Origin of the sequence: Gordonia rubripertincta (assembly GCF_038024875.1) — a bacterium.
Classification (GTDB): domain Bacteria; phylum Actinomycetota; class Actinomycetes; order Mycobacteriales; family Mycobacteriaceae; genus Gordonia; species Gordonia rubripertincta.
Genome location: NZ_CP136136.1, coordinates 1,938,000 through 1,962,208 on the forward strand (window position 1 = coordinate 1,938,000; position 24,209 = coordinate 1,962,208).

Genomic DNA, 24,209 nt, shown 5'->3' on the forward strand with positions numbered 1-24,209 from the left:
GCGCCGTAGTAGGTTCACGATGGCGCCACCTCGGTGGCAGTATGCCGGGAAAGCGACGCTGGGCCGAGTTCGGGAGGGGACGCGATGACGCCGGTCTTCCGGCATGTGCTGGGCTCGGACTTCGACCGCCTCCATCCCAACGTCGCCTGGCGTTACGGCATCGACTCCACCTCCGGGGTAGCCCAGATCTGCCACGGGATGTTCGAGTCGGTGTACGTGTCCTCGGCGATGCCCCCGCCGGCTCTCTGGCACTACGCCAAGCGAAACGCCCTGCCGTCCAAGACCAGTCGGATGGTCCCGTTCACGCAGGCCTACTACTGCTACGTCGACGAGCTCGAGCGCGAATCCCTGGCGGTGCTGCGGACCTTCCAGTACACGACCGGCCCGCGCAAACTCAACTCTCTGCTCGTCGCGGGACGTACCGGACTTGTCGACTACTTCGGCGACGGACCCGAGTTCCTCTATCCGATCGAGCCGTCGGTGACCCCGTCCGGCGAACTGCTCCTCGAGAGCGGTCCGATGCGCTGGCTGGGACGCGGGCCGAAGGTGGGCATGAAGGGCCTCTTCACCGCGCAGATGAAGTTCATCGAGGGGTGGGACGAGAAGCGCGAACGCTTCCGTTGCGACATGACGGTCCGCAATCCGGTCATCGGCGAGATCATGCATTTCCGCGGATGGTTCACGGCTGTGGACCAGGCGTGCACGCTGCGCGACATCCCCGACGAGGCGTGGCCGGTGGATCTCGTCGACCGGGAGAGCTGATCCCCTCCGTGTCCCGACCCGGGGCACCGGGTTGTTCGACCAGCGCGAATCCTGCCGGCCCGCGGTTCGGTGTGTGCCCTCGGAGGCCGGGCGGTAGGTTCACCCCATGGCAGTCTCCGCGAACATCGAATTCGACGTATCCGCCCCGGCCTCGGTGGTGATGGAAGTACTCATGGACATCGAGTCCCTCCCGGATTGGTCGGGCCCCCACAAGGAGGCCGAGATCATCGACGAGCACGACAACGGCACTCCGAAGACGGTGCGGATGGTGGTCACCGCGGCCGGGATCTCCGACGAGCAGACATGCACCTACGAGTGGACCGAGACGACCTGCGAGTGGCGTCTGATCCAGTCCAACCAACTCAGTGAACAGCACGGCAAGTACACCGTCACGGCCACCGACAAGGGTTCGCGCGTGCACTTCGACCTGGCTGTCGACCTCAAGATCAAACTGCCCGGGCTGATCGTCAAACGAGCGCAGAAGATGGCCGTCGACACCGCCCGCAAGGGACTCACCGCCGAGGCCGAGAAGCGCGCTGCCGGTTGAGCCGAACCGCGCTCCAACCGGGCCGGCGTCATCCGAACGTGCCGACCCGGTGATCCCCCGGGTGGCCGGCGCGAGTCGCGAGTACCCTGGGATCGTCATCAGCCCAGCCGTTGCACCATGGAGGCCAAATCCCTTGAAAATCAACAAATTTGCTGTTCGGGCGCTGGTCTTTCTGGCGGGTGGCGTCGGGTGTGTCGCATTCGCCGGATTGTCCGGTGAGGGCGTTGCGTCGGCGGTCCAGTGTTCGGTCTCGAACGGGCATCAGGTCGAACGGGTCGTGGGGGCCAGCGGGTGCGGCGCCAAGGCCGGGCTGGGTAGCAGTGCGACCGCGGAGGACCGCAGTGGCAACGGCACGGCCATCTCGGTGTCGGACAACGGCGGCTCGGCCAACTCGTTCAACCTGCAACCCGGGTCGTCGGCTCTCGCGGGTGCCAACTCGCGCGGCGTGGCGTACTCGGTGACCACCGGACCCAAGGCGCTGTCCATCGCGCAGGCACGCCGCGGCGGTACCACCGTGGCGATCGGCGGCTGGGGTGGGCAGGCATACGCCGGACCCGACGGCGCGGTGTGCAGCGGCGGCTTCGCGGCGGCCGTCGACTCGACCACCGGAAAGGCCTGCCTGCATTCGGGTTCCATCGATCTGCGCAACTGACCGGTCGGCTCGTCCACCGATCTGAGACCGATCCCGCCCGACGCGGCGCGTCGTTCACCGTCGCGTCGGGCGTGGTCCACCCGGTCGGCCTATCGTGGGATCGTGACCGATCTTCACGATGTAGACCCCCACGTCGGCCCGGACTTCAGTGTCCTGAACGGCCGAGAGGCACTCCAGCAGCTCGTCGACCTGCACGACGTCACTCAGTTCACCGTGAACGACGACGATGACGACGACCCGGTCCTGCTGACGCTGCCGCATCGCAACGTGGTCGACACCTGGCGTCAGGACTATCCGTACGAAGAGCGGATGAGCCGGCGCGAGTACGAGGTCACCAAACGTCGCCTGCAGATCGAGTTGCTCAAGCTCCAGAAGTGGTCCAAGCAGACCGGGCAACGGCACCTGCTGGTCTTCGAGGGCCGCGACGCCGCCGGCAAGGGTGGCACGATCAAACGCTTCAACGAACACCTCAACCCGCGCGGCGCACGCGTCGTCGCCCTGGAGAAGCCGAGCGAGCGCGAGTCGACCGAGTGGTACTTCCAGCGCTACGTCCAGCACCTGCCGGCCGGCGGCGAGATGGTCTTCTTCGACCGCTCCTGGTACAACCGGGCCGGCGTCGAACGCGTCATGGGTTTCTGTAATCCGCAGCAGTACACGCAGTTCATGTCGCAGGTCCCGGCATTCGAGAAGATGCTCGTCGACGACGGCATCAACCTGGTCAAGTTCTGGTTCTCGGTGACCCCGCTCGAGCAGCGCACGCGGTTCGCGATCCGGCAGATCGATCCGGTCCGGCAGTGGAAGCTCTCGCCGATGGACCTCGCCTCGCTCGACAAGTGGGACGCCTACACCGAGGCCAAGGAAGCGATGTTCGCCGCCACCGACACCGACCACGCACCGTGGACGGTGGTGAAGTCCAACGACAAGAAGCGCGCCCGCATCAACGCGATGCGGCACGTGCTCAGCCTCTTCGAGTACGACGGCAAGAACCACGACTTCGTCGGCCGGCCGGACCCGCTGATCGTCGGACGCGCCGCGGACGTCGTCGGGGAGTAGCGATCGGGGGCTCGGTAGCCTCGTGGGGTGCGAAGCTTTCTGAGTGCTCTGATGACGCTCGTCGCGATGGCGGCGACGGTACTCGCGGTCCCGGCTCTGTGGCTGGACCTGCGCATCGTCGACCAGGACGGATTCGTCTCCACCGTCGCGCCGATGGCCGAGAACCAGAAGGTGAAGGACTACCTCGCCGACGAGATCGCCGCCCAGGCCACCGCCCGCACCGATCTGCCGATCGCGGGTGCGCTGGTGCGTCCGCTGGCCGCGCAATACACCGACAGCGAGCAGTTCCGCCTCGACTTCGCCGACGTCGTCGGCCAGCAGCACGCGTGGCTCTTCACCGAACCCGCACCGGGCGAGGATACGTCCGTCATGCAGCTCGACATCACCGCGATGATCAACCGGGCGCTCAACCTGACCGGCACGCCGAAGGAGATCTCGGGTCCGGTCGTCGTCGAATTGACCAACGGCGCTTCGGGTCTGGAGGCCGGTAGATACGCCGAGGTCGGCAACCAGATCACCATGCTCGCCCGGGGCTCGGCGGCGGTCGCGGTCATCGCCGGACTCCTCGCCCTCGTGCTCGCCCACCGGCGGACCACGGTCTTCGCCTGGCTCGGGGTGGGCGCCGTCGCGGCCGGGGTGGCGAGCTGGGCCATCGGCCTGTTCTTCGCCGACCGCGCCAAGCAGGAGGTCGCCGGCGCCGAATCCTCCGGTCGGCAGGTGGCCGAGCTGATCATCGACGGGGCCTACTCCGACCTCACCCAGGTCGCGATGATCGTCGGCGGGGTGGGCATCGCAATGATCGTCGTCGGGTTCATCGGCCGGGTGATCTTCGCGGGCCGGCGCTGAGCGTCCACTCCCTGAGGTGTGAGCGGAGCGAGCCTCGAAGGGCTCAGTGCCCTGCGAACGCCTCCGCGAGCCACCAGGATCCGCCGTCGTCGGTGATCTTGGCGTCAATGACCAGCGGGCCGGACGGTCTGGGGGAGTCCAGTGAGGCGACCCAGCGCCGTACCTCGTCGAGGTCGTCGAACCCGGTGACGGTCACCCCGGTCGCGCCGTGGCCGCGGGCAATCGCGGCGATGTCGACCTCGGGGAAGGTCACGGTCGTCATGTCGGCGTCGCCGAAGTGGTGCACCTCGGCGCCGTATGCGGAGTCGTTGTAGACGATCACGACGAGCGGAAGTGCCAGTCGAACAGCGGTTTCCAGCTCGGAGATCGCCATCAGAAAACCACCGTCGCCGGTGCCGAGGATTGGCAACCGGGTGGGTTGGGCGATCGCCGCGCCGATGGCCGTGCCCAGCCCGAGGCCGATCGACTGGAATGCCTGGGTGAAGCAGAAGCCGAACTCGTCGGGCACCGACAGATGAGTCGACGGGTAGCCCATGAAATTGCCCGAGTCGATCGACAGGACGCGGTCGGCGGGGAGGATCTCGTCGAGGGCGATGCTCAACGCGCGCGGGTCGATTCGGCCTTCGACGGGTTCGGCGGTGACCGGGACGTCTCGCCACCGCGCCGACCCGGCGATCCGTTCGGCGACCTCGGGTGTTCGGTATCCGTTGTGCAACAGGGGAGCCGAGGAGAGCATGGCGAGAGCGTCGGCGGCGGTCGCCGCGCAATCGCCCACCACGCCGACGTCGACCGGGCGATGCGCGCCGATCGCCTCGACCTCGACATCGACCTGGGCGACCACGGTCTCATCGCCGATGAGCCGGCCGTGCCGCATCGTCCACATGTTGAGCGCGCAACCCCACCCGACGATGAGGTCCGCGTCGCCGATGAGCTCGGCGACCGTCGGCGACGAGAATCCGCCGGAGATGCCCAGCGAGAAGGGATTTCCCTCGAAGAGTCCGTTGGCCACGGCCGACGTGGCGAGCAGTGCGCCGCTCGCCTCAGCGAGCGCCGCCATCTGCGGACCCGCTCCGCGACCGCCCCGTCCCGCGACGAACACCGGCCGGCGGGCCGCGCGGAGGGCGTCGACGAGCGCCGCCACCGACGCGGTGTCCGGCCGAACCCGTGGCGCCGCAATCGAAGCGATGATGGGCCCGGCCACCTCGGCGGGCGCCGCGGCCACGTCGATCGCGACGTTGAGGACAACGGTTCGGCGCTGTGTCACCGCGGTCCGGTAGGCCCGGGTCACATCGGTGACCACCGTGTTCGGGCCGTAAACCCGATCGCTGACCGCACCGACGCTCGTCGACAGCGCCTCCTGGTCGATCCGGAAATTCGACTGCAGCGCGGCGGCCGGGGCGTCGGCGGTCAGCACGATCATCGGGGTACGGCTCTTCGCCGCCTCGGCGATACCTGTGACCGCGTTGGTCAGGCCGCAACCCTGGTGCACGGTGAGGATTCCGACCCGTCCCGACATACGGGAGTAGGCGTCCGCCATGGATGCCGCGCCACCCTCGTGGCGTGCCGAGGTGAACCCGACCCCGCCGGCGCGCAGTGCGTTCGTCATCACGAAGTTGCCGCTGCCGACCACACCGAAGGCATGACCGACCCCGAGGTCGGCGAGCACGCGGCCCACGATGTCACCGACGGTGGGGCCGTACGCGGTCGCTGAGCCGGTCACGCCGGTCAGCTCTCGACGATCGCCAGGACCCGCGACGGGCTTCCGGTGCCGCCGACGATCGGGAGCGGACTGACGACGATCACGGCACCGGTCGCCGGCAGCGATCCGAGGTTCCGCAGCGAGGTCAGGCCGTACTTGTCGTTGCCGAGGAAGTGGTAGTGCACGGGGAAGGCCGGATCGAAACCGCCTGCGAGACCGGCGTCGACACCGACGGTCTCGACGCCGAGTCCGGTGATCTGGCGCTGCGTGGCCAGCCACTCCGCGCATTCGACCGAGACGCCGGGGGTGTGCGAGCCGGTCTCGTCGGCGTTGAGAAACTCGGCCTCCGACCCGCCGCGCGACTCCCAGCCGGTGCGCAGCAGCAGCCAGGCGCCCGGAAGCAGTTCACCGTGCTCGGCCTCCCACGCCTCGACGTCGGCGACCTCGAGCAGGTAGTCCGGATCGTCGACGACCTTTGCCGTGAGCTCGAGGACCGCGGCCGGGCCGATCAGCCGCTGCACCGGGATCTGCGAGACATCGTCACCGTCACGACCGCTGATCCAGTGAATCGGCGCGTCGAGGTGAGTGCCGATGTGCTCGCCGGTGTGGATGTTGTTGTGCCGCCAGTACGGACCGGGTTCGTTATAGGCGCTGACCTCTTCGAGGCTGAAGTCGATCAGGTTCGCGAACGGGGCCGGCAACCGCAGGGCCGGGGTGGAACTCGACAACGGGGTGGTCAGGTCGATCACCCGGAGGGATCCGTCGGCGAGGCCGGTGAGGAAACCGGACAGGGCGGTGGCGTTCACTTGCGTGCGCCCCGCCAGTTCATGCCCCAACCATAGGCCTCGTCGACCTTGTCCTGGGCACCGCGGATGTAGCGGACCTCGCGGTTGATCACGAGTTCGCCACCGCGGTTCTCGAGCAGCGCGATGGCGCACGAGATGGCCGACTGGTCGGCCTCGTCGAGGCGGACCTCGATCTGCGGGCCGCTGACCGGCGACAACGTGACGACGCCGTTGGCGCTGGCCCAGTTCGGCGTGCCCTCGTAGATGTAGGCGAAGATCAGGATTCGACGGATTCGGTTGGTGGCGGCGAGGTCGATGTACATGTTCTCGCCGCCGGAGCCGCTCCGGTCATCCCCGTCGAGGTAGATGATCGGCTGTCCCTCGCGGGGCGCCTGGAACGAATTGCCCAGGGCCTGGACGATTCCCTTGCTGCCGTCGGTGAACTCCCACAGGCAGCCGAGGTCGAGGTCGATGCCCTTGGCCTTGCGGAAGAAGCCGCCGCCGGAGGAGTTCGCGGTCCAGCTGAGGTTGACGCGCACCTGGCCGGTGGTCGCGCCCTGCTTGCTCAACGAGATGCTCGGCGCCGACTTGGTCAGCGTGATCTTGGAGAGCGACACCGGTTGGGCCGGCGGCTGCTGGCCCTGGACCGGTGCGGGCGGTGTTGATGCAGGCGGGGTCGGGGGGTGCGGCGGTTGGGCTTTCGGTCGCTTGGTGTAGTCGATCCCCATCAGGTTTCCTCATCTCGTCTGCGCGGCATCGTCGTCGGTCGCGTGATCTGGTGTCCAGGGTAGTGGAGAACAGCGTTCTCAATCCGTCTCGGGAGCGAGCGTCCGCCACAGGAACTCGAACGCGAGCGCGGACTTGAACGCGGCCTGCTTGTTGTCCGCGGCGCCGCCGTGGCCGCCCTCGATGTTTTCGTAGTAGAGCACCTCGTGACCGCTTTCCTCCAGCCGCGCAACGAGTTTGCGGGCGTGTCCGGGATGGACGCGGTCGTCTCGGGTGGACGTCGTGACCAGGATCGGCGGGTACGAGGCGCCGGGATCGATGTTCTGGTAGGGCGAGAACGGCTTCATGAACTCCCACTGCTCGGGGTCGTCGGGGTCGCCGTACTCGGCCACCCACGACGCGCCGGCGAGGAGCAGGTGATAGCGCTTCATGTCGATCAGAGGGACCTGACACACCAACGCGCCGAAGAGTTCCGGGTATCGGGTGAGCATGACGCCCATGAGGAGCCCGCCGTTGGAACCGCCCTGTGCGCCCAGCTGTTCCGGAGTGGTGAGGTCACCGTCGACGAGGGCACGTGCCACGGCGGCGAAGTCCTCGTACACCTTGTGACGTCCGGCCTTCTGCGCCTGCGTGTGCCACGACGGACCGTATTCGCCGCCGCCGCGAATGTTCGCGATGACGTAGATGCCGCCGCGCTCGATCCAGTTCTTGCCCGACAACGAGAGGTAACTGGGTGTGAGCGAGTTCTCGAACCCGCCGTAGCCGTAGAGCAGGGTGGGACCGCTGGTCACCTCCCGTCGACGGATCACAAAGTAGGGAATCTGTGTTCCGTCGTCGGACGTGGCGAAATGCTGCTCGGCGATCACCGATTCGGAGTCGAAGTACCTCGGGCTGCGCTTGATGACCTCCGGCGCGGTCCCGTTGCTGTGCAGGAGGCTCGGCGGATCGGTGAACGAGGTGGCCATCCAGAACACCTCGTCGCTCTCGTCCGGATCGGTGTCGAGGACGGACACGGTGGCGAGACCCGGGAGGCCAGGGAAGTCGATGACCTCCCAGCTGCCGAGCTTGCGCACCTCGACTCTGGTGTGCACGTCGTGCAGGGTCACGATGATGAGTTGCGAACGCGTGTAGGCATAGTCGACGAGACTCGTGTGGGCATCCGGGGTGAACAGCACGGTCGCGTCGCGGCCACCGGCCCGGTAGTCGTCGTAGTCGAAGGCCAGCAGGGTGCCCGGGGCGTGGGTCGTGCCGTCGACCGTCCACTCCGACCGCGTCATCACCAGCAGCCAGTTCATCCGCACACCGGCGTGGGCATCGGTCGGGACGTCGACGAGTTCCGGTTCGCCGCCGCGCAATTCGAACATCAGCGAGTTGAAGAAGTCCGTCGAACGCAAGATGAAATGTCGCTCGAAGCCGGGGGTGTCGTCGTAGATCGCATGCACCGACACGTCGCTCTTCTCGCCGGCGAAGACGGTGGTCGCGGCCTCCAGCGGGGTGCCCCGCGACCAGCGTTTGACCACGCGGGGATAGCCGGAGTCGGTCAACGACCCGACGCCGTCCGGCTGATCGCCGAAATCGGTTCCGACATAGACGGTGTCGCGGTCGATCCAGCGCACACTCGACTTGTTCTCCGGCAGGGAGAAGCCGTCGGTGATCCACTGCCGCGTCGGGATGTCGAACTCGCGGATCACGCTCGCGTCGGCACCGCCCCGCGACAGCGAGACCAGCGCGCGTTCGTACTCGGGACGGAGCACCGTGGCCCCCGACCACACCCAGTTCTCGTCCTCGGTGCGCGCGAGTTCGTCGACGTCGAGGATGATCTCCCACTCGGGCGCATCGGTCACGTAGGACTCCAGCGTCGTCCGGCGCCAGAGCCCGCGGGGATTGGTCGCGTCGCGCCAGAAGTTGTAGAGGAACCGGCCGCGACGTCGGACGAACGGAATCCGGTCGTCGGTGTCGAGGATCGCCAGCGCCGACGCCTCCATGTCGCGGAAGCGGTCCGACGACGAGAGCGTCTCGACGGTCGGTTCGTTGTGGGAGCGTACCCAGGCCAGCGCGTCGTCCCCGGTGACGTCCTCGAGCCACAGAAACGGATCGTCGGTGTCGGTGCTGGTGGAGATGCCGTCGGCCTGCTCGGTCATGGCGTCCAACTTACGCGGGACGGGTGCCGGCCATCGCCGGTGCGGGACCCACCCGCGTCACCTCCGTGCCCGTCCTGGCCGAGATCGTGCCGGTGAACCACGGTATGTGCACGTCAGGGCGTCCTTCGCGGTATGTTTCTCCGCGAGGATGAGGAGATCCGCATGCCCACTTCCGATTCGGTCCCTGTCCGACGCTCCGGCCCAGGTGCCGCGGGGCGAACCCCACGATGGCACGGCCCGAGATGGGGACGCGTGTCACTCGCGGCCTGCTCGGCCCTGTCGGTTGTCGCGCTCGTCGCAGCCTGCGACACCGCCTCGTCGGGTACCGGCAACCCGCCGGCCGAACCGTCAGGGGCGTCGGCACTGGTGAACCCGAACGCCGTGGACGCGATGCCGCTACCCGCCGGTGCGGTGGACAAAGCGGTCGGACAGCTCGACGGGCTCGTCGGGTCGTTGATGTCGTCGACGGGCCTGCCCGGACTCGCGGTGGCGGTGGTGTCGGGCGGAGAGACGAAGTATGCGAAGGGGTTCGGGGTCAAGGACCTGACGACCGGGCAGAAGGTCGATCCGAACACGGTCTTTCAGCTCGCGTCCGTGTCGAAGTCGGTCGGATCGACGGTGGTCGGTGCGGCGGTCACCGACAAGACGGTTGCCTGGGACATGCCGATCGTCGAGGGGCTGCCCTGGTTCGCGCTCGCCGAACCGTACGTCACCCGGACCGTGACCGTCGGCGACATGTACTCGCACCGATCCGGTCTGCCCGATCACGCCGGCGACAAACTCGAGGACATGGGCTACTCGCAGACCGAGGTCCTCCAGCGGCTTCGGTTCATGCCTCTCGACCCGTTCCGGATCAGCTACGCGTACACCAACTTCGGTGTCACCACCGGTGGTGAGGCGGTCGCCGCGAAGGCCGGCAAGGACTGGCCGACGCTGTCGCAGGACCTCATCTACGGGCCGCTGGGCATGACCAGCACCAGTTCCCGCTTCGCCGACTTCGAGAAGCGGGCCGACCGAGCCGTCGGGCACATCAAGATCGACGGCAAATGGGCCAAGACCGACATCCCCCGGGACCCCGACGCCCAGTCGCCGGCCGGCGGCGTCAGTTCGACGGTCAACGACATGGCCATCTGGCTGAAGATGGTTCTGGCGCAGGGCAAACACAACGGAGCTGAGATAGTCGCCCCGGACGCGCTGCTGCCCGCGGTGTCGCCGCAGATCGTCTCGAATCCGCCGGCGAACCCGGATGCCCGCGCCGGCTTCTACGGCTACGGGTTCAACGTCGGCGTGACCACCGACGCGCGTACCCAGTTCAGTCACGCCGGCGCCTTCGCGTCCGGTGCCGGCACCGTGTTCTCGATCCTGCCGTCGGCGGACACCGCGATTGTCGTGCTGTCCAACGCCGCCCCCATCGGCGCGGTCGACGCCCTGGCAGCGGAGTTCATGGACCTCGTGCAGTTCGGTGAGATCCGCAGTGACTGGCGGGACTTGTATGCCAAGGCCTATGCGCCCCTGGGGGTCCCGGCCGGCGAGCTCGTCGGGAAGGAACGGCCGGCGAATCCGGCGCCGTCGCTTCCGTTGCCGTCCTTTGTGGGCACCTACGCGAACGCCGTGTACGGGCCGGCCGAGGTCGTGGAACGGGACGGCAAGCTGGTCCTCGAGATGGGGCCGGGCGGCGTTCGCAAACATGAACTCGCCCATTGGGACGGCAACACGTTCACCTTCACCCTGCACGACGAGAACGCCGAACTCGGCAGCATCTCCCGGGTGACTTTCGACGGCCCGAAGATGACGATCGAGTACTACGACGACGAAGAGAGCGACGGGGTCTTCCTACGGAGCTGAGGCAGCTGTCGCGTATCGAGGCGGTCCGCGCCACGACACGCGACAGCTACCGGGTCGGTTCAGGTTGCCGGCGATGGAACCGCCAGCGGATCGGGCACCTCGCCGGTGCGGATCGGGCACCGCGTGTGCGAGTAGATCGTCGGCATGCAGAGGTTGCAGTGCACGCACTTCGACGTCGTCGTCGGGTCGGCGGCGATGCGCAGCGGCAGGTCCGGTTCACGCAGAATCGCCCGGCCCATCGCCATGAACTCGAAGCCCTCGGCCATCGCGGTGTCCATCGAGGCCCGGTCGGTGATGCCGCCGAGCAGGATCATCGGCAGGTCGACGGCCTTTCGAAGTTCGCGCGCGAGCGGCAGCAGGTAGCCGTCGTGGTACTGGTAGCGCTTGAGGAAGATCGGTGCGAAAGCCTTGAGCCCGTACTTCATCGGACCGGAGAAGGCTGCGGCGAACTCCTTACGAGGGGCCTCGCCGTGGAACAGGTACATCGGGTTGAGCAGCGAGCTGCCCGCGGTGGGTTCGATGGCGTCGAGGTGGCCGTCGGACTCCAGCAGCTGGGCCACCCGGCATGCCTCGTCCACATTGAAACTGCTCAGCTTGGCGCGCCCCTTCGCACGCGCCTCCGGCGACCGTTCGATATCGGGCTTGCCGACGCCGTCGTAGGTGTTGAGCTTCACCCCAGATCGCGGCCTCGTCCCCGACCTCCTCGCGCACGCTCTCGACGACCTCGCGTGCCATGCGCGCACGGTTGACCAGGCTGCCACCGTACCCGTCGCGCCGGTGGTTGAGCAGGGGAGACAGGAAGCTGGAGATGAGATAGTTGTGGCCGCAGTGGATCTCGAGTCCGTCGAAGCCGGAGTCGACGGCGATGCGGGCGGCCTGCCGGAACTTCACCCGCAGCTCGGCGATGTCGGAGACACTCGCCTTGTGGGTCAGCGACATCCCCATCGGTGCGGGGATGCGACCCGGACCCCAGGCCTTCGCACGGTTCGAGACCGAGTTCGCGACTGCGCCGGCATGGCCGAGTTGTGCGGCCGCGAGTGCGCCCTCGGAGTGGATGGCGTCGGTCAGCTTGCGCAGACCTGGCATCGCCTCGGGACGCATCCAGATCTGGTGGCGGTCGGTGCGACCCTCCGGTGAGACCGCGCAGTAGGCGACGGTGCTCATCGCGACACCGCCCGCCGCGACCTCGCGGTGGAACTCGACGAGTTCGTCGGTGACGAGTGCGTCGGGCGTCATGCCCTCGAAGGTGGCGCACTTGATCAGTCGGTTCCGCAGGGTGAGCGGGCCGAGTTGGGCGGGGCTGAACGGTCCGGCGTCGGGGCTGTCCACGTCGGTTCCTCTCAATCGTTTTCGTTCTCGGACGGAATACTTCGGCTCCTCGCGGAAGCCCGGAGCTTGCGGAGGGCTGTCACGAAGGGGGCGGTGCCGACAAGCCCGCGGTGACGAATCCCGCGAGTGCGTCGACGGCCGGGGCGTCGAGCGGTTCGGTGCTGCCGAAGCGCAGCAGTATCAGCTGGAAGGCGAGTGCCCAGCGGCGCCGTGCCGCGCGGGTGGGGAGTCCCGGGATGGCGTCGAGCAGGATGTCGGCGAACGGGTCGAGCCCGAACCACCGGGCGGTCCAGTTGACGTTCGGATGGCTGAGCACAAACCGCGACAGCAGGCGTAGGTGCAGGTGACCTGTCGGATCGGCCTGGAGTTCGACGAAGGGGGCGAGCAGCACGTCCACGATGTGCCGCACCGAATCGGTCCCGGGGTCGATCGAGGACACCGCGTCGGCCCAGCACGGGGCCAGCCGTGACTCGAGCAGCGCGATGGTCAGGTCGTCCTTGGTGCCGAAGTGGTAGTGGACGGCGGCGGGGTTGGCGTCGGCGGCGGCGCAGATCGCGCGAACGGACACCTTGTCGTAGCCGTCGGCCAGGAAGAGGCGCTCAGCGACGGCGAGCAGGGCCTCTCGGGTGCCGGTCGACCCGGCCCCGGACGGCGTCGAGTCGGTGGTCTGGGTCACAGATGGGATGAAACCACAGATCAAACAGCGTTTCAATCATTGATTGAACCCGCGGAGAAGTTACCGCAGAGTAGTGGGACGGACTGCGGCGATCGACAGAGGAGACGTAGGGTGGCTGTCGTGGCTGAACACTTTCAAACAGTTGTATTGGGTGCAGGTCCAGGTGGGTACGTAGCCGCGATCCGGTCGGCTCAACTGGGCATGAAAACCGCCGTCATCGAGGAGAAGTACTGGGGCGGTGTATGTCTCAACGTCGGATGTATCCCGTCCAAGGCGTTGCTGCGGAACGCGGAGCTCGCGCACATCTTCAACCACCAGGCCAAGACGTTCGGCATGAGTGGCGACGTGTCCTTCGACTTCGGCGCGGCGTTCGACCGCAGCCGCAAGGTCTCGGACGGCATCGTCAAGGGCGTCCACTACCTGATGAAGAAGAACAAGATCACCGAGATCGACGGCTATGGCGTCTTCACCGATGCCAAAACCATCACCGTGGGCGATCGCCAGATCACCTTCGACAACGTCATCATCGACACCGGCTCGACCGTGAAGCTGCTGCCGGGCGTCGAACTGTCGGAGAACGTGGTCACCTACGAGACCCAGATCCTCACCCGTGAACTGCCCGAGTCCATCGTCATCGTCGGCGCGGGCGCCATCGGTATGGAGTTCGGCTACGTGATGGCCAACTACGGCGTCGACGTCACCATCGTCGAGTTCCTCGACCGCGTCCTGCCCAACGAGGACGCCGACTCGTCGAAGGCCGTCGCCAAGGAATACAAGAAGCTCGGCGTCAAGCTGCTGACCTCCACCAAGGTGCAGTCCGTCACCGACAACGGCGACAGCGTCACCGTCACCTACAAGGACGCGAAGGACTCCGAAGGCGAGCTGACCGTCGACAAGGTCCTCATGTCCGTGGGCTTCGCCCCGCGCGTCGAGGGCTTCGGTCTCGAGAAGACCGGTGTCGAGCTCACCGACCGCGGCGCCATCGCGATCGACGACTACATGCGGACCAACGTCGAGGGCATCTACGCCATCGGTGACGTGACCGCCAAGCTGCAGCTCGCGCACGTCGCCGAGGCTCAGGGTGTCGTCGCCGCAGAGACCATCGCCGGCGAGGAGACCATGACGCTGGGCGACTACCGCTTCATGCCGCGCGCCACCTTCTGCCAGCCGCAGGTCGCCTCGTTCGGCCTCACCGAGGCGCAGGCCAAGGACGAGGGTTACAACGTGAAGGCCACCACGTTCCCGTTCACCGCCAACGGCAAGGCGCAGGGCCTCGGCGAGACCGCCGGCTTCGCCAAGCTGGTCACCAACGCCGACACCGACGAACTGCTCGGCGGTCACCTGGTGGGCGACAACGTCTCCGAGATGCTCCCGGAGATGACCCTGGCCCACAAGTGGGACCTCACCGCCAAAGAACTGGCCCGCAATGTGCACACCCACCCGACCATGTCGGAGGCGCTGCAGGAGACGTTCCACGGCGCGATCGGGCACATGATCAACCTGTAGAAGCCCACTTTGCGAAGTGAGGGATTCGTGCCGGAAAAACGGTACGAATCCCTCATTTTGTTTGCATGGTTCCGGCGAGTGGCAATTTCGTGCCAATTCCGAGGAACAAATCTGCGCATGAATGCGGGACCCGGTGTGAGGTTCTCCGTCGGATGCCGGGAAAAGAATGAATACACGGTATAACCAAAAGTCATGACCACAACGATCCTTCACAATGCTCGCCTGATCGATGGGACCGGCGCCGAACCGATCGCCGACGCGGTCGTCGTGATCGACGACGGCAAGATCACCTACGCCGGTGCGGCTTCCGGTGCCCCCCAGATCGACGAATCGGCGAAGCCGGTGAAGGTGGATGTCGGCGGCAACACCGTGACCCCCGGGTTCTTCGACTGCCACGTGCATCTCTCGTTGCCGGGCACCAAGGGCTCGCCGATCATGGCCGCGATGGTGCCGGCGTCGTACCGATTCTTCGAGCTCATCGACCGGCTCAAGGTCACCATCGAGGCCGGTGTCACCACCGTCCGCGACCTCATGGGTGTCGACGTGGGCGTCCGCGACGCCGTCGCCCACGGTCTGGTCGCCGGCCCGCGTCTGCTGGTCGCCGACAAGATGCTCAGCCAGACCGGTGGCCACGCCGACTTCCACATCCCGTCGGGCCTCAGCGGGACCGGCCTGATCGGTGGTGAGCTGGTCGACACCGTCGACGAGGCGCGCAAGGCCGTCCGCGAGCTGCTCCGCAGCGGCGTCGACGTCATCAAGGTCGCCTCCAGCGGCGGTGTCTCCTCGCCCAGTGACGATCCCGACTGGCTGGGTGCCCGCACCGAGATCGTCGCCGCGCTGGTCGAAGAGGCCGAGAACTACGGCGGACGCAAGGTCGCCGCGCACGCGATCGGTTTCCTCGGTATCCAGGCCGCCGTCCAGGGTGGCGCGCACTCCATCGAGCACGGGTACGCACTCACCGACGAACTCCGTACGGAGATGGTCGAGCGCGGTCAGTTCCTGGTCCCCACTCTGATCGAGACACTGAAGCCGGACACCGCGACGCCGCAGGCGGTCGCCAAGTCCGAGAAGTGGCACAAGCTGGCTCACGAGTCCATCGCGGCGTCGGTCGATGCCGGGATCAAGGTCGCCGTCGGCACCGACGCCGGTCTGGTGCCCGACCACGGTGCCACCCTCGGCGAGCTCGGCTGCCTGGTGAAGTTCGGTGGCATGACCCCGATGCAGGCGATCGTCGCCGGCACCAAGACCTCCGCCGAGCTCTGCGACGTCGCCGACAAGCTGGGCACCCTGGAGGCGGGCAAGCTCGCCGACGTCGTCGTCGTCAAGGGTGATCCGCTCGCCGACATCGACTCGCTCGCCGACCATGACAACATCCTTCTGGTCCTCAAGGAGGGCAAAGCAGCTTCCAATCGTGGCGGTTACGCGGTCTGATCGGTTTCGACCGACCGATCTCGTGAGAGCCGGTGACCGTTCGGTCACCGGCTCTTGTCGTATACGTCAGGCGCACTCACCGACCATTCGCTGAACGACAGACGAATAAGACGCGCGCCGACGAGTGCATTCTCGGAGAATTCGACGAGAAACGGAAAGGCGCGGGGGCGGGCTAGGCTCGGAACGGTGAGTTCCGACGAGCGTGCCCGGGAATGGGAGTTGCCATGGCAGCTCGACGTCCGGGGTACAGTCGGCCATCTCCGACGCGGCGCCGGCGACCCCACGTTCGTCTACGGCAACGACGGGTCGATCTGGCGCGCCGTGCAGACCCCCGACGGTCCCGGCACCGTGACTCTGCGCATCGACGGTTCGCGGGTGCTGGGACGCGCGTGGGGACCCGGCGGCGACTGGCTGCTCGAGCAGTTGCCGGACTTCCTCGGCGCGTCCGACGAGCCGGAGGCGATGGCGGTGCACGACGAGGTGGTCGCCGGACTCGTCCGCCGGTCGGCGGGCCTGCGGATCGGCCGCACCGACCGGGTGTGGGAGGCGCTGGTACCGGCGATCCTCGAGCAGAAGGTGGTCGGGGCGGAGGCCTTCCGTGCGTGGCGGTACCTGGTGCGGCGTTTCGGCGAGCCTGCACCGGGCCCGGTACCCGGCACGATGCGTGTTCCGCCGCCGCGTGCCGCGTGGGCAGACATCCCCTCGTGGGAATGGCATCGCAGCGGCATCGAACCGGTGCGGATGCGCACGATCCGCGGGGCGACCGCGATGGACGTCGAACATCACCACGATCGTCTCCGGCTCCTTCGGGGAGTGGGGCGGTGGACCGAGGCGGAGACGCGGGCCCGGGCGGTCGGTGACACCGATGCGGTGTCGGTCGGCGACTATCACATCCCGACGCTGGTGGGCCTGACCCTCATCGGTGAACCGGTCGACGACGCGGGCATGCTCGAACTACTGGAACCCTATGCCGGGCAACGGCGTCGGATCATCAGGATGGTCGAGCTGCACGGCGTCCGGCGAGAACGGCGCGGACCGCGGATGACGGTGCGCGACTACCGGTCCTTCTGAACCGGAACGACAGTGCGAGACCACCGAGCGCGAAGATGACCAGCGCGACCGCGCCGCAGTAGAGCAGCCCGCCGGTGGGCCCCCACGGGGGCATGAAGGCGAGTTCCTGTCCGGTGCCGAAGGTTCCGTTGAGGAAGGGCATGTACTGCTGCAGCGTGTAACCGTCGGGCACCAGGCTGATCGCGTTCTCGATGACATACGTCCAACCGAGCAGTGCCACAACGGTTCCCGCCGGATGCCCGATGATCGCCGCGAGTCCGATGCCGATCCCGACCGCGAACACCGCGAAGACCGGCACCGTGACCAGGAAGCGGACACCCTCGGGCGAACCGATGTCGACGCCGCTGTACACCTTCGGGAAGAAGGTGGGCAGGCTCGCCATCACCAGCGCGACCAGGACGGCGCTGCACAACGCGGCACCGACACCGTAGGCGATCCACCGGGACACCAGGCCGGTCCAGCGGCGCGGGTAGAGGTGGCGGGTGAGTTCCCCCAGCGCGCCGCGCTCGGCGGTCGCCTGGGCGTAGGCCGCGACGACGGCCCAGATCATCACGGTGAAGGTGATGACCCAGTAGACCGAGTTGGTCGTGGTGACCGAGGTGACCTGGATGCTCCCCGAGATCGACGCGAACCGTTCGGCGACGGTGGCGACGCCGAGGGTGATGACGAGGGGAAGCAGGACCGCCCCCGGGATCAACCCGTAGAGCAGGATGCTGCGTGCACCGCCGACGCGGGTGAGTTCGGCGCGTGCGCCGCGTCCGATCTGTGCCGCGACGGCCGTGAGGGTGGCGGTCATGCGGTGACTCCTGCGGGGGTCTGACCACCGACTGTGGCGAGGTAGGCCTCCTCGAGATCGGCGGAATCACCGACGAATTCGGCCAGCGGCGCGTCGGCGGCGATACGGCCGGAGTTCAGCACGACGACGCGGTCGGCGGTGCGGGCCACCTCGTCGAGGTGGTGGGAGGCGATGAGCAGACGCCGGCCGTCGTCGGCAAGATCTCGGAGAAGCCCGCGTAGCCAACGGATGCCGTCGATGTCCAGGCCGTTGACCGGCTCGTCGAGGACGAGGGTGCGCGCATCGCCCAGGAGGGCGGAGGCGATTCCGAGCCGCTGACGCATGCCGAGGGAGTAGTCGACGACCCGGCGGCCGGCCACGTCGGTGAGTCCGACGAGGTCGAGGACCTCGGCGACCCGACCGGTCGGGATTCCGCCGGCCCGGGCCAGCCAGGTCAGGTGGCGCCGTGCGCTGTGGCCGGGGTGGGCGGCGTCGGTGCCCAGATGCATGCCGATCACCGTGGGTGGCGCATCGAGTTCGCTGAATCGCTTGCCGTCGATCAGGATTCGGCCCGCCGCAGGAGGTATGACGCCGCAGATGGTCCGGAGCAGCGTCGTCTTGCCGGTGCCGTTGCGTCCGAGCAGATAGACCAGCTCACCGTCGTCGACGCGGGTGGTGATGTCGTCGAGAACGGCCTGCCCGCCCATTCGGACGGACAGGCCGCTGATGTCGAGCACGGCTACTAGGAGTTGCAGTAGATGTTCAGGCCGACGGTCTTGACGCCCTGGCACAGCGAGCTCGCCGCGAGCTTCCAGTTGCCGTCGAGCTTCTTGAACTCGATGGTCATGCGGATCGTGGGGCGTCCGGCCGAGCCGCTGTTGAGCGTGGCGGTGACGCTGTTGCCCTTCTGGACCAGCGGACCGGTCACCTCGTTCCAGCCGCGGGGCGCACGGAAGAGACCGAGCGAGTACACCGTCTTGGGGACGATCACCGCGTTCATCCCACCCTCCACGTTGGCGGCCTTGGCCTGGTCCGACGCCGGGGTCTCGACCAGGAACTCGACGATGTCGTTGAGATCGGCGAGCGTCGGGCGGTCGGTGGTGACCTTGAAGTTCGGCGGGAAGGTCTTGGCGGCCGAGGCACCGCCGGTGGCCGCGACGAGCCCGACGACGGCCACGAGCGTCGCGAGCAGCGTGATGGTCATCCTGCGGATGAGATGCATGACGAGAGTCCCTCCTGTTCGGCGATGGTCGTTCGCCAACGCCTTTGGAGAAACTTAATCCTTCAAATTAATTAAGGCAAGCCTCACCTGAGTGGGGTCTCGACGTGGTTTGCGGTGCGCCGCAACGGCGCCAGCCGCAGCACGATTTCGCAGTCGCCGCCTGCCGGGTCCGGGGCGACGGTGACGGCATATTGCGAGCTGAGGGCGGGGGAGCTGGCGGCGAGTGCCTGCTCGATGACGCCGCGGGCGACTCCTCGGGCGACCTCGGGGTGCGTCCGGGCGATGTCCTGCAGCGGGCACGAGCAGAGTCGTAGTTCGTGAGAGCCGAACGCGCTCATGATGTTCGAGACCTCGAATCCCAGCGCGCCGAGAGTGTCCGAGGCGACGGTCACCGGGTCGGGCAGATCGGCGGTCGGCGCCGGGCGCGCATGCTCCTCGGCCCACAGGCGGCCGGCCTCGGCGCCGGCATGTTCACGAGCGGCCTGCGTGCTGCCCAACTGGCCCAGGAGATGGCCCAGCAGTGCGCCGGTGGGCGCCCGGCGGACGAGCTGATAGCCGACGCGGGGACGGCCGACGCCCGGCGTCGGAACGGTCGTGGTCTCGACCCGCCCCTCCTCGACCAGCTTGGCGAGGTGGAAACGGGCCGTGGTCACGTGCAGGTCGAGGCGCGTCGAGATCTCCCCGGCGACCATCGGTTCGACCGATTCGGACAGCAGGGCCATGATCTTGTCGCGCTGCTTGGTCGCCATGGCTGGTCCTCTCGATCTCGACGCGCCCCGCGTGCTTCAGCTCCCGGAGGGTTGCTCTCCAGTGGGATTCTCCAACACCACCAGTGTGACGACCGCATCGGTCCGTGCCACGAGCGCGTGGGGGATGTTGGCGTTCACGTGGATCGCCACGCCCGTCTCGAGGCGGGTGGTGGATTCCCCGACGGTGAAGTCGATCTCGCCGGTCTGGCCGATGACCAGGATCGGGCGGCCGGCGCAATGGTCGGGCATCGTCTGACCGGCCAGGAACGACAGGCGGATGACGTTGCCGCCGTCGTTGCGGGAGAGAACGGAGATGTCGGGACGATCGCCTGTCTTGCCGGTGTTGTCGGCGAGGCCGGTGATCACGGTCGAGTCGCTCATCTCGCGGTCTCCGGCTTGGTGGCGATGACCTCGATGGCGGCCATGTGCGACTTGTACTTGGTGAACGTCGCCCGCATGGCGAGGACGCGCTTGCGTGCATCGCCGTCGCGGATCACGTTGCCGACGAACTTCAATGCCCCGACGAGTCCCTCGTCGGCGATCACGCGACGCGGCTCGAGCAGTGCCATCTTGGCGAACTTGACCGTCGTGACCTCGAAGCCGGCGTCGGTCAGCAGCTTGCGCCACTCGGCTTCGGTCAGCGGACGGGCGTTGACCTTGATCGATCGCGCCAGCGACTTGCGGATCTCGGTCTTCTCTTCGTCCGGAAGGGTGTCGGGATTGATCGCGAGCTCATGGATCGCGTACCGGCCGCCGGGGCGCAGCACACGGAACGCCTCCTCGACGATCTTGGCCTTGTTGCGGTCGGACTGCATCGTCAGCATCGCCTCGCCGACGGCGACGTCGGTACTCGAGTCATCGAGTCCGGTGGCCGACGCGTCACCTGCGACGACCCGGCCGCGCTCACCGATGACGCCCTTGGTGAGGACGACGGCGTCCGGATCGTCGTCGACGCCGACGTAGCTCTTCGGCGATCGCTCGAGGATCGCGGTGGCCGTCTTGCCCAGGCCCGGTGCTATCTCGAGGACATCGGAGCCGCTGATGCGGGCGTCGTCGAGCAGGCTCTCGGTGAGCTCGAGTCCGCCCGGACGCAGGACGCGTTTGCCGAGTCGGGCGAGGAGCCAGTGGCCCGGCATGTCCTCGGTCTTGCGCTGGCCGAACGGCAGCTGATCCCCGGACGTGGTTTCGTTAGTCATACCTAACCTCCCTATTTCGAGGAGGACTTTACTGCAAATCCCCGGCAGTGCTCACCGGCCCCGGTTTCACGCCCAGGACGTACTGTCCGTGACCGGTGATCGTCTGCTCGACGTTGGCCGCGCCCGCGGCGCGCAGGCGGTCGGTGATGGAGTGCTCGTCGAAGATACGAAAGCCGGTCAGTCCGACGACCCGCTGGACGCCGGGCAGTGATGTCACCTCGGTCGTGACGGAGGTGAAGATGACGATCTCGCCGCCCGGTCTGGTGACCCGCACCAGCTCGTCGACGACGGGGAGTGGATCGGGGATGAGGTACAGAGCTGCCAGGCAGGTCACGACGTCGAAGGTGTTGTCGTCGAACGGGATCGCGTGGGCGTCGGCGCGGAGGAAGGCGGCGCGCTCGACAGCGTTGGTGCGGGCCGCACGGGCCAGCATCGGGGCGGAGAAGTCGATCCCGATGCAGCGTCCGTCGCCGGTCAGTCCGTCGGCGATGAGGCGCGTGTAATTGCCTGGGCCACAGGCAACGTCGAGGACGAGTCGGTCACCGGGGCGGGACAGGTAGGTGCGGAGTGCGCGGTCGTAGTCCTCGGTGGTACGCCCACCGAGACTGAACAACCTCGTGAACGTCGGCCGCCAGAGGTTCTCGTAGATCTCGGCGAACGCGGCGTTGCGCATCAGGCGCTGGCTGATCGACTCCATCACTCATCCGTCGTCAGGTGTGGTGGTCGCGCTGGATGCGCAGCGTGTGGATCGTCGTGGCCAGGCTGTCGTATTGGCCGACGAGCAAGGTGAACTCGATCAGCCGGCGATCGTCGAGATGCCGTGACAGTGCGGCCCAGGCGATGTCGGAGACGTCCTTGCTCTCGACCAGTTCGTCGACCGCGCGGAGGATGGCCCGCTCACGGTCGCCCCATCCGGCGTCGGGACCTTCGAGGATGCGCTCGAACTCGGCGTCACCGATGCCCGCCCGGCGCCCCAGTCGTCGGTGATGATCGAGCTCGTACTCGCAACCGCGGAGATGTGCTACCCGGATGATGATCATCTCGGAGTCCTTGCGCGGCAACGTCCCGAAGGGCATCAGCCGACCGCTGTAGTGCAGCCAGCCGCGGAACAGTCCCTTCGTCCGGCCGAGCGTGGAGAAGATGTGTGCGTCGTCGACGCCGATGACGCGCGCGGCTCCACGCGCGAAGGCGAAATTGAAGGGTCCGAGATCTCGGAGACCACCCGGTGAGACTCGCGGTGCGCTCATGGGGCCACGGTAGACTACGGCCACCATGACTAACAGCACACGAACGTTCACAAGTGTCGAGGAGCTCAAGGCGGCGATCGGCGAAGACCTCGGATCGGGCGAGTGGCTGGAGATCACGCAGGAGCGGATCGATGCATTCGCCGACGCCACCGGTGACCACCAGTGGATCCACACCGATCCCGAACGCGCGAAGTCGGGTCCGTTCGGTACCACGATCGCGCATGGCTACCTCACCGTGTCGCTGCTACCGATGCTCGCCGGCCAGATCTTCACCATCGAGGGCCCCAAGCTCTTCCTCAACTACGGCATGAACAAGCTGCGCTTCCCGAACCCGGTGAAGGTGGGCGCGCGTATCCGCTCCAACGCGGTGATCACCTCGATCGAGGAGACCCCCAAGGGTGTCAACATGGTCGTGACCAACACGGTCGAGATCGAGGGCGAGTCCAAGCCCGCATGCGTCGCCGAGAACCTGCGCGTCCTCGTCTACTGATCCGCCCCTGACCGTCTCGCGGCGCTCGGCCTCAACCGGCCGGGCGCCGCGTGCATTCGTTCGGGGCCGGGCGGCCGGCCAGTCGGTTGTTCAGCCAGTCGAGCGCGACCTGGAAACCGAGGAGGGCGCCGGTCAGGTGTTCACCGAAGATCTCCCGGTAGGCGGCGGTGGCGCCGTAGCCGCACTGCTGCCGGTAGAGCGCGCGTGCGCCCGCCGCGGGAATCCACCACTCGTGGGTGCCGTGGTAGATCAGCAAGGGCACCAACGACTTCCGGTCCGCCATCGCGGTGAGCCGATAGATGCGTTCGGCGACGGGCGAGTGGAACGGGTCCGGGTCGCTCGACATCAGCTGCATCGGCATGAAGGTCCCGCCGCCCAGTGCCTCGGGGATGACGCAGACGTTCTTCAGCGGTGAGGTGGCCAGCCATCGCGCGGGGCGGTTGGCCAGCGCGAGGATCTCGGTGCGTTCGCGGGCGATGCCGAAGGTCGCCGCGTGGAACAGCCCGGTGGCCAGGTTCGCGTTCATGCTCCCGACCAGCATGCGGAAGTCCGCGGGAACCCCGCCGAGTGCGGCGCCGACGATCCGGTCGGACAGTTCGGGGGCGTAGTCGCCGACCAGCTTCGACGCCCCGTGCGTCGCGATTGCACCTCCCGAGTAGCCCGCCAGGGCGATTCGACTGTGCCGCAACGTTTCCGGGCGTACGGTCAGGCCGGCGCGGATGGCGTCGAGGATGACATGCCCGGCCAGCACGGGTTCGGCGTACGCCATCCGCGGCCCCTGATGGTCGGGGACGAGGACTGCATGGCCGTCGTTCAGGGCGATCTGGGTGGTGGGCGGGATCAGGTCGGTGGGGTTCGTCGCGATCGAGAAGCCGTGCGCCAGCGTGTATCCGGGGGTGCAGGCGGCGCCGAGCGAATCGATGGGCAGATTGTTGACCAGCAGGGGTCGGGGTCCGCGGGCGGGACGGTTCGGGATCAGCAGTGTCGCGGTGCCGAAGATCGGGGCGCCGGTCGCATCGGTGGTGGCGAACTTGATCAGGGTGGCCGACCGGAGGGGGACGGTGACGACCGGACCCGCGGTGGCCCTGACGTCGCGGACCGCGATGACCCGACCCGGTCGCATCGTCGACAGGTCCGCAGGCCAGCGGTCGAACAACGGATCACCGGTGGGCGAGGGCAGTAGCGCCTCCCGCAACTCCAGTGTGCGGTGGTCGAATCCGGCGGCCCGTGCCCGCGGCGGGATGTCTCGCAGTCGCGGGACCGGCGGCGGTGGCACGGCCGCGTCGACGGCCTCGGCGACCGGCGGCGGGACGGGCATCATGTTCGGCGGTTCACCGGGAGCGGACCCCGGCGCCACCGCGCACCAGACAACCACGAGTCCGGTGGCGATCCCCGAGATCAGCGTCCGGCGACCGGTCCGGTGTCGTCGACCGTTCGCGGTTGTCGCCATCGGGTGCCTCC

The 24,209-nt window shown here is 67.5% G+C and carries 24 protein-coding genes and 1 pseudogene; 10 read left to right on the forward strand and 15 right to left on the reverse strand.

From position 1 onward, the window contains the following. Positions 1-84 precede the first annotated feature (84 nt). The 5 genes from RVF83_RS08770 (at position 85) to RVF83_RS08790 (ending at position 3,860) form a co-directional block, all read left to right on the forward strand. Positions 85-762 carry a DUF4166 domain-containing protein gene (locus tag RVF83_RS08770; RefSeq protein ID WP_005200351.1) on the forward strand — a complete coding sequence of 226 codons (678 nt, stop codon included), beginning with the start codon at positions 85-87 and terminating at the stop codon, positions 760-762. Between the two features lie 106 nt (positions 763-868). Further along, the gene (locus RVF83_RS08775; RefSeq protein WP_005200350.1) at positions 869-1,309 is read left to right on the forward strand and encodes an SRPBCC family protein; all 441 of its coding nucleotides are present in this window, start codon (positions 869-871) and stop codon (positions 1,307-1,309) included. Between the two features lie 133 nt (positions 1,310-1,442). Next, positions 1,443-1,961 (forward strand): DUF6764 family protein, encoded by a 519-nt coding sequence (locus RVF83_RS08780; RefSeq protein ID WP_005200348.1) that lies wholly within the window; start codon positions 1,443-1,445, stop codon positions 1,959-1,961. A gap of 102 nt (positions 1,962-2,063) precedes the next feature. Next, positions 2,064-3,014: a polyphosphate kinase 2 gene (ppk2, locus tag RVF83_RS08785; RefSeq protein WP_005200347.1), complete on the forward strand. Its 951-nt coding sequence runs from the start codon at positions 2,064-2,066 to the stop codon at positions 3,012-3,014. 51 nt (positions 3,015-3,065) lie between these two features. Then, positions 3,066-3,860, forward strand: coding sequence for a hypothetical protein (locus tag RVF83_RS08790; protein WP_005200344.1), 795 nt, complete (start codon positions 3,066-3,068; stop codon positions 3,858-3,860). A 43-nt stretch (positions 3,861-3,903) separates the two neighbouring features. Here RVF83_RS08790 and RVF83_RS08795 read toward each other — a convergent pair whose 3' ends face one another. The 4 genes from RVF83_RS08795 to RVF83_RS08810 form a co-directional block, all read right to left on the reverse strand. Then, on the reverse strand, positions 3,904-5,580 hold the full coding sequence (locus RVF83_RS08795; RefSeq protein WP_005200343.1) for a thiamine pyrophosphate-binding protein: 1,677 nt from the start codon (positions 5,578-5,580) through the stop codon (positions 3,904-3,906). A 5-nt stretch (positions 5,581-5,585) separates the two neighbouring features. Further along, complete coding sequence (locus tag RVF83_RS08800) at positions 5,586-6,365, reverse strand: cyclase family protein (RefSeq protein ID WP_005200341.1); 780 nt, start codon at positions 6,363-6,365, stop codon at positions 5,586-5,588. Then, positions 6,362-7,072 carry a TerD family protein gene (locus RVF83_RS08805; protein WP_005200339.1) on the reverse strand — a complete coding sequence of 237 codons (711 nt, stop codon included), beginning with the start codon at positions 7,070-7,072 and terminating at the stop codon, positions 6,362-6,364. Before RVF83_RS08805 ends, RVF83_RS08800 begins: the two co-directional genes overlap by 4 nt. A 78-nt stretch (positions 7,073-7,150) precedes the next feature. Beyond that, positions 7,151-9,211 (reverse strand): prolyl oligopeptidase family serine peptidase, encoded by a 2,061-nt coding sequence (locus RVF83_RS08810; protein WP_005200337.1) that lies wholly within the window; start codon positions 9,209-9,211, stop codon positions 7,151-7,153. Positions 9,212-9,463: 252 nt separating this feature from the next. Between RVF83_RS08810 and RVF83_RS08815 the strand changes: the two genes are divergently transcribed. Continuing rightward, positions 9,464-11,056, forward strand: coding sequence for a serine hydrolase (locus RVF83_RS08815; RefSeq protein ID WP_005200335.1), 1,593 nt, complete (start codon positions 9,464-9,466; stop codon positions 11,054-11,056). Positions 11,057-11,115: 59 nt separating this feature from the next. Here the strand turns inward: RVF83_RS08815 and RVF83_RS08820 are convergent. Further along, positions 11,116-12,385, reverse strand: a pseudogene (locus RVF83_RS08820) (NADH:flavin oxidoreductase). 79 nt (positions 12,386-12,464) lie between these two features. Beyond that, entirely contained in the window at positions 12,465-13,061 is a 597-nt protein-coding gene (locus tag RVF83_RS08825) for a TetR/AcrR family transcriptional regulator (RefSeq protein ID WP_005200331.1), read from the reverse strand. Between the two features lie 120 nt (positions 13,062-13,181). Between RVF83_RS08825 and lpdA the strand changes: the two genes are divergently transcribed. The 3 genes from lpdA to RVF83_RS08840 all read left to right on the forward strand — a co-directional run bounded on the left by lpdA (position 13,182) and on the right by RVF83_RS08840 (position 17,069). Then, entirely contained in the window at positions 13,182-14,567 is a 1,386-nt protein-coding gene (gene lpdA / locus RVF83_RS08830) for a dihydrolipoyl dehydrogenase (RefSeq protein WP_005200329.1), read from the forward strand. Between the two features lie 192 nt (positions 14,568-14,759). After that, positions 14,760-15,998, forward strand: a complete 1,239-nt coding sequence (locus tag RVF83_RS08835; protein WP_005200327.1) for a metal-dependent hydrolase family protein — start codon at positions 14,760-14,762, stop codon at positions 15,996-15,998. 186 nt (positions 15,999-16,184) lie between these two features. After that, positions 16,185-17,069 carry a DNA-3-methyladenine glycosylase family protein gene (locus RVF83_RS08840; RefSeq protein ID WP_005200326.1) on the forward strand — a complete coding sequence of 295 codons (885 nt, stop codon included), beginning with the start codon at positions 16,185-16,187 and terminating at the stop codon, positions 17,067-17,069. Here RVF83_RS08840 and RVF83_RS08845 read toward each other — a convergent pair. The 8 genes from RVF83_RS08845 to RVF83_RS08880 all read right to left on the reverse strand — a co-directional run bounded on the left by RVF83_RS08845 (position 16,990) and on the right by RVF83_RS08880 (position 22,258). Beyond that, positions 16,990-17,865 (reverse strand): ABC transporter permease, encoded by an 876-nt coding sequence (locus tag RVF83_RS08845; protein ID WP_005200324.1) that lies wholly within the window; start codon positions 17,863-17,865, stop codon positions 16,990-16,992. The two genes, RVF83_RS08840 and RVF83_RS08845, sit on opposite strands and share 80 nt — an antisense overlap. Next, positions 17,862-18,581 (reverse strand): ABC transporter ATP-binding protein, encoded by a 720-nt coding sequence (locus RVF83_RS08850; protein ID WP_005200322.1) that lies wholly within the window; start codon positions 18,579-18,581, stop codon positions 17,862-17,864. The genes RVF83_RS08845 and RVF83_RS08850 overlap by 4 nt, the downstream gene beginning before the upstream one ends. 5 nt (positions 18,582-18,586) lie before the next feature. Continuing rightward, positions 18,587-19,066 (reverse strand): hypothetical protein, encoded by a 480-nt coding sequence (locus RVF83_RS08855; RefSeq protein WP_005200319.1) that lies wholly within the window; start codon positions 19,064-19,066, stop codon positions 18,587-18,589. Positions 19,067-19,149: 83 nt separating this feature from the next. Then, on the reverse strand, positions 19,150-19,815 hold the full coding sequence (locus RVF83_RS08860) for a helix-turn-helix transcriptional regulator (protein WP_005200317.1): 666 nt from the start codon (positions 19,813-19,815) through the stop codon (positions 19,150-19,152). A 36-nt stretch (positions 19,816-19,851) separates the two neighbouring features. Next, the gene (locus RVF83_RS08865; RefSeq protein WP_005200315.1) at positions 19,852-20,196 is read right to left on the reverse strand and encodes a cupin domain-containing protein; all 345 of its coding nucleotides are present in this window, start codon (positions 20,194-20,196) and stop codon (positions 19,852-19,854) included. Beyond that, a complete protein-coding gene (locus RVF83_RS08870; RefSeq protein ID WP_005200312.1) occupies positions 20,193-21,011 on the reverse strand; it encodes a class I SAM-dependent methyltransferase in 819 nt (272 codons plus the stop codon). Before RVF83_RS08870 ends, RVF83_RS08865 begins: the two co-directional genes overlap by 4 nt. Before the next feature lie 28 nt (positions 21,012-21,039). After that, on the reverse strand, positions 21,040-21,708 hold the full coding sequence (locus tag RVF83_RS08875; protein WP_005200310.1) for a class I SAM-dependent methyltransferase: 669 nt from the start codon (positions 21,706-21,708) through the stop codon (positions 21,040-21,042). A gap of 13 nt (positions 21,709-21,721) precedes the next feature. Beyond that, positions 21,722-22,258: a carboxymuconolactone decarboxylase family protein gene (locus RVF83_RS08880; RefSeq protein ID WP_005200308.1), complete on the reverse strand. Its 537-nt coding sequence runs from the start codon at positions 22,256-22,258 to the stop codon at positions 21,722-21,724. Positions 22,259-22,283: 25 nt separating this feature from the next. On the opposite strand from RVF83_RS08880, the gene RVF83_RS08885 reads away from it, so the two are divergent. Next, positions 22,284-22,748, forward strand: coding sequence for a MaoC family dehydratase (locus tag RVF83_RS08885; RefSeq protein ID WP_005200306.1), 465 nt, complete (start codon positions 22,284-22,286; stop codon positions 22,746-22,748). A 31-nt stretch (positions 22,749-22,779) separates the two neighbouring features. On the opposite strand, the gene RVF83_RS08890 is transcribed toward RVF83_RS08885, so the two are convergent. Beyond that, positions 22,780-24,069, reverse strand: a complete 1,290-nt coding sequence (locus tag RVF83_RS08890) for a lipase family protein (protein ID WP_005200305.1) — start codon at positions 24,067-24,069, stop codon at positions 22,780-22,782. Positions 24,070-24,209 lie beyond the last annotated feature (140 nt).

Bases quoted from the DNA above. Each gene is read 5' to 3' on its own strand.
- RVF83_RS08790 (WP_005200344.1), top strand. From the start codon at position 3,066: ATGACGCTCGTCGCGATGGCGGCGACGGTACTCGCGGTCCCGGCTCTG.
- RVF83_RS08855 (WP_005200319.1), bottom strand. From the start codon at position 19,066: ATGCATCTCATCCGCAGGATGACCATCACGCTGCTCGCGACGCTCGTG.
- RVF83_RS08890 (WP_005200305.1), bottom strand. From the start codon at position 24,069: ATGATGCCCGTCCCGCCGCCGGTCGCCGAGGCCGTCGACGCGGCCGTG.
- RVF83_RS08860 (WP_005200317.1), bottom strand. From the start codon at position 19,815: ATGGCGACCAAGCAGCGCGACAAGATCATGGCCCTGCTGTCCGAATCG.
- RVF83_RS08845 (WP_005200324.1), bottom strand. From the start codon at position 17,865: ATGACCGCCACCCTCACGGCCGTCGCGGCACAGATCGGACGCGGCGCA.
- RVF83_RS08880 (WP_005200308.1), bottom strand. From the start codon at position 22,258: ATGAGCGCACCGCGAGTCTCACCGGGTGGTCTCCGAGATCTCGGACCC.
- RVF83_RS08870 (WP_005200312.1), bottom strand. From the start codon at position 21,011: ATGACTAACGAAACCACGTCCGGGGATCAGCTGCCGTTCGGCCAGCGC.
- RVF83_RS08775 (WP_005200350.1), top strand. From the start codon at position 869: ATGGCAGTCTCCGCGAACATCGAATTCGACGTATCCGCCCCGGCCTCG.
- RVF83_RS08835 (WP_005200327.1), top strand. From the start codon at position 14,760: ATGACCACAACGATCCTTCACAATGCTCGCCTGATCGATGGGACCGGC.
- RVF83_RS08875 (WP_005200310.1), bottom strand. From the start codon at position 21,708: ATGGAGTCGATCAGCCAGCGCCTGATGCGCAACGCCGCGTTCGCCGAG.
- RVF83_RS08770 (WP_005200351.1), top strand. From the start codon at position 85: ATGACGCCGGTCTTCCGGCATGTGCTGGGCTCGGACTTCGACCGCCTC.
- RVF83_RS08810 (WP_005200337.1), bottom strand. From the start codon at position 9,211: ATGACCGAGCAGGCCGACGGCATCTCCACCAGCACCGACACCGACGAT.
- RVF83_RS08865 (WP_005200315.1), bottom strand. From the start codon at position 20,196: ATGAGCGACTCGACCGTGATCACCGGCCTCGCCGACAACACCGGCAAG.
- RVF83_RS08885 (WP_005200306.1), top strand. From the start codon at position 22,284: ATGACTAACAGCACACGAACGTTCACAAGTGTCGAGGAGCTCAAGGCG.
- RVF83_RS08805 (WP_005200339.1), bottom strand. From the start codon at position 7,072: ATGGGGATCGACTACACCAAGCGACCGAAAGCCCAACCGCCGCACCCC.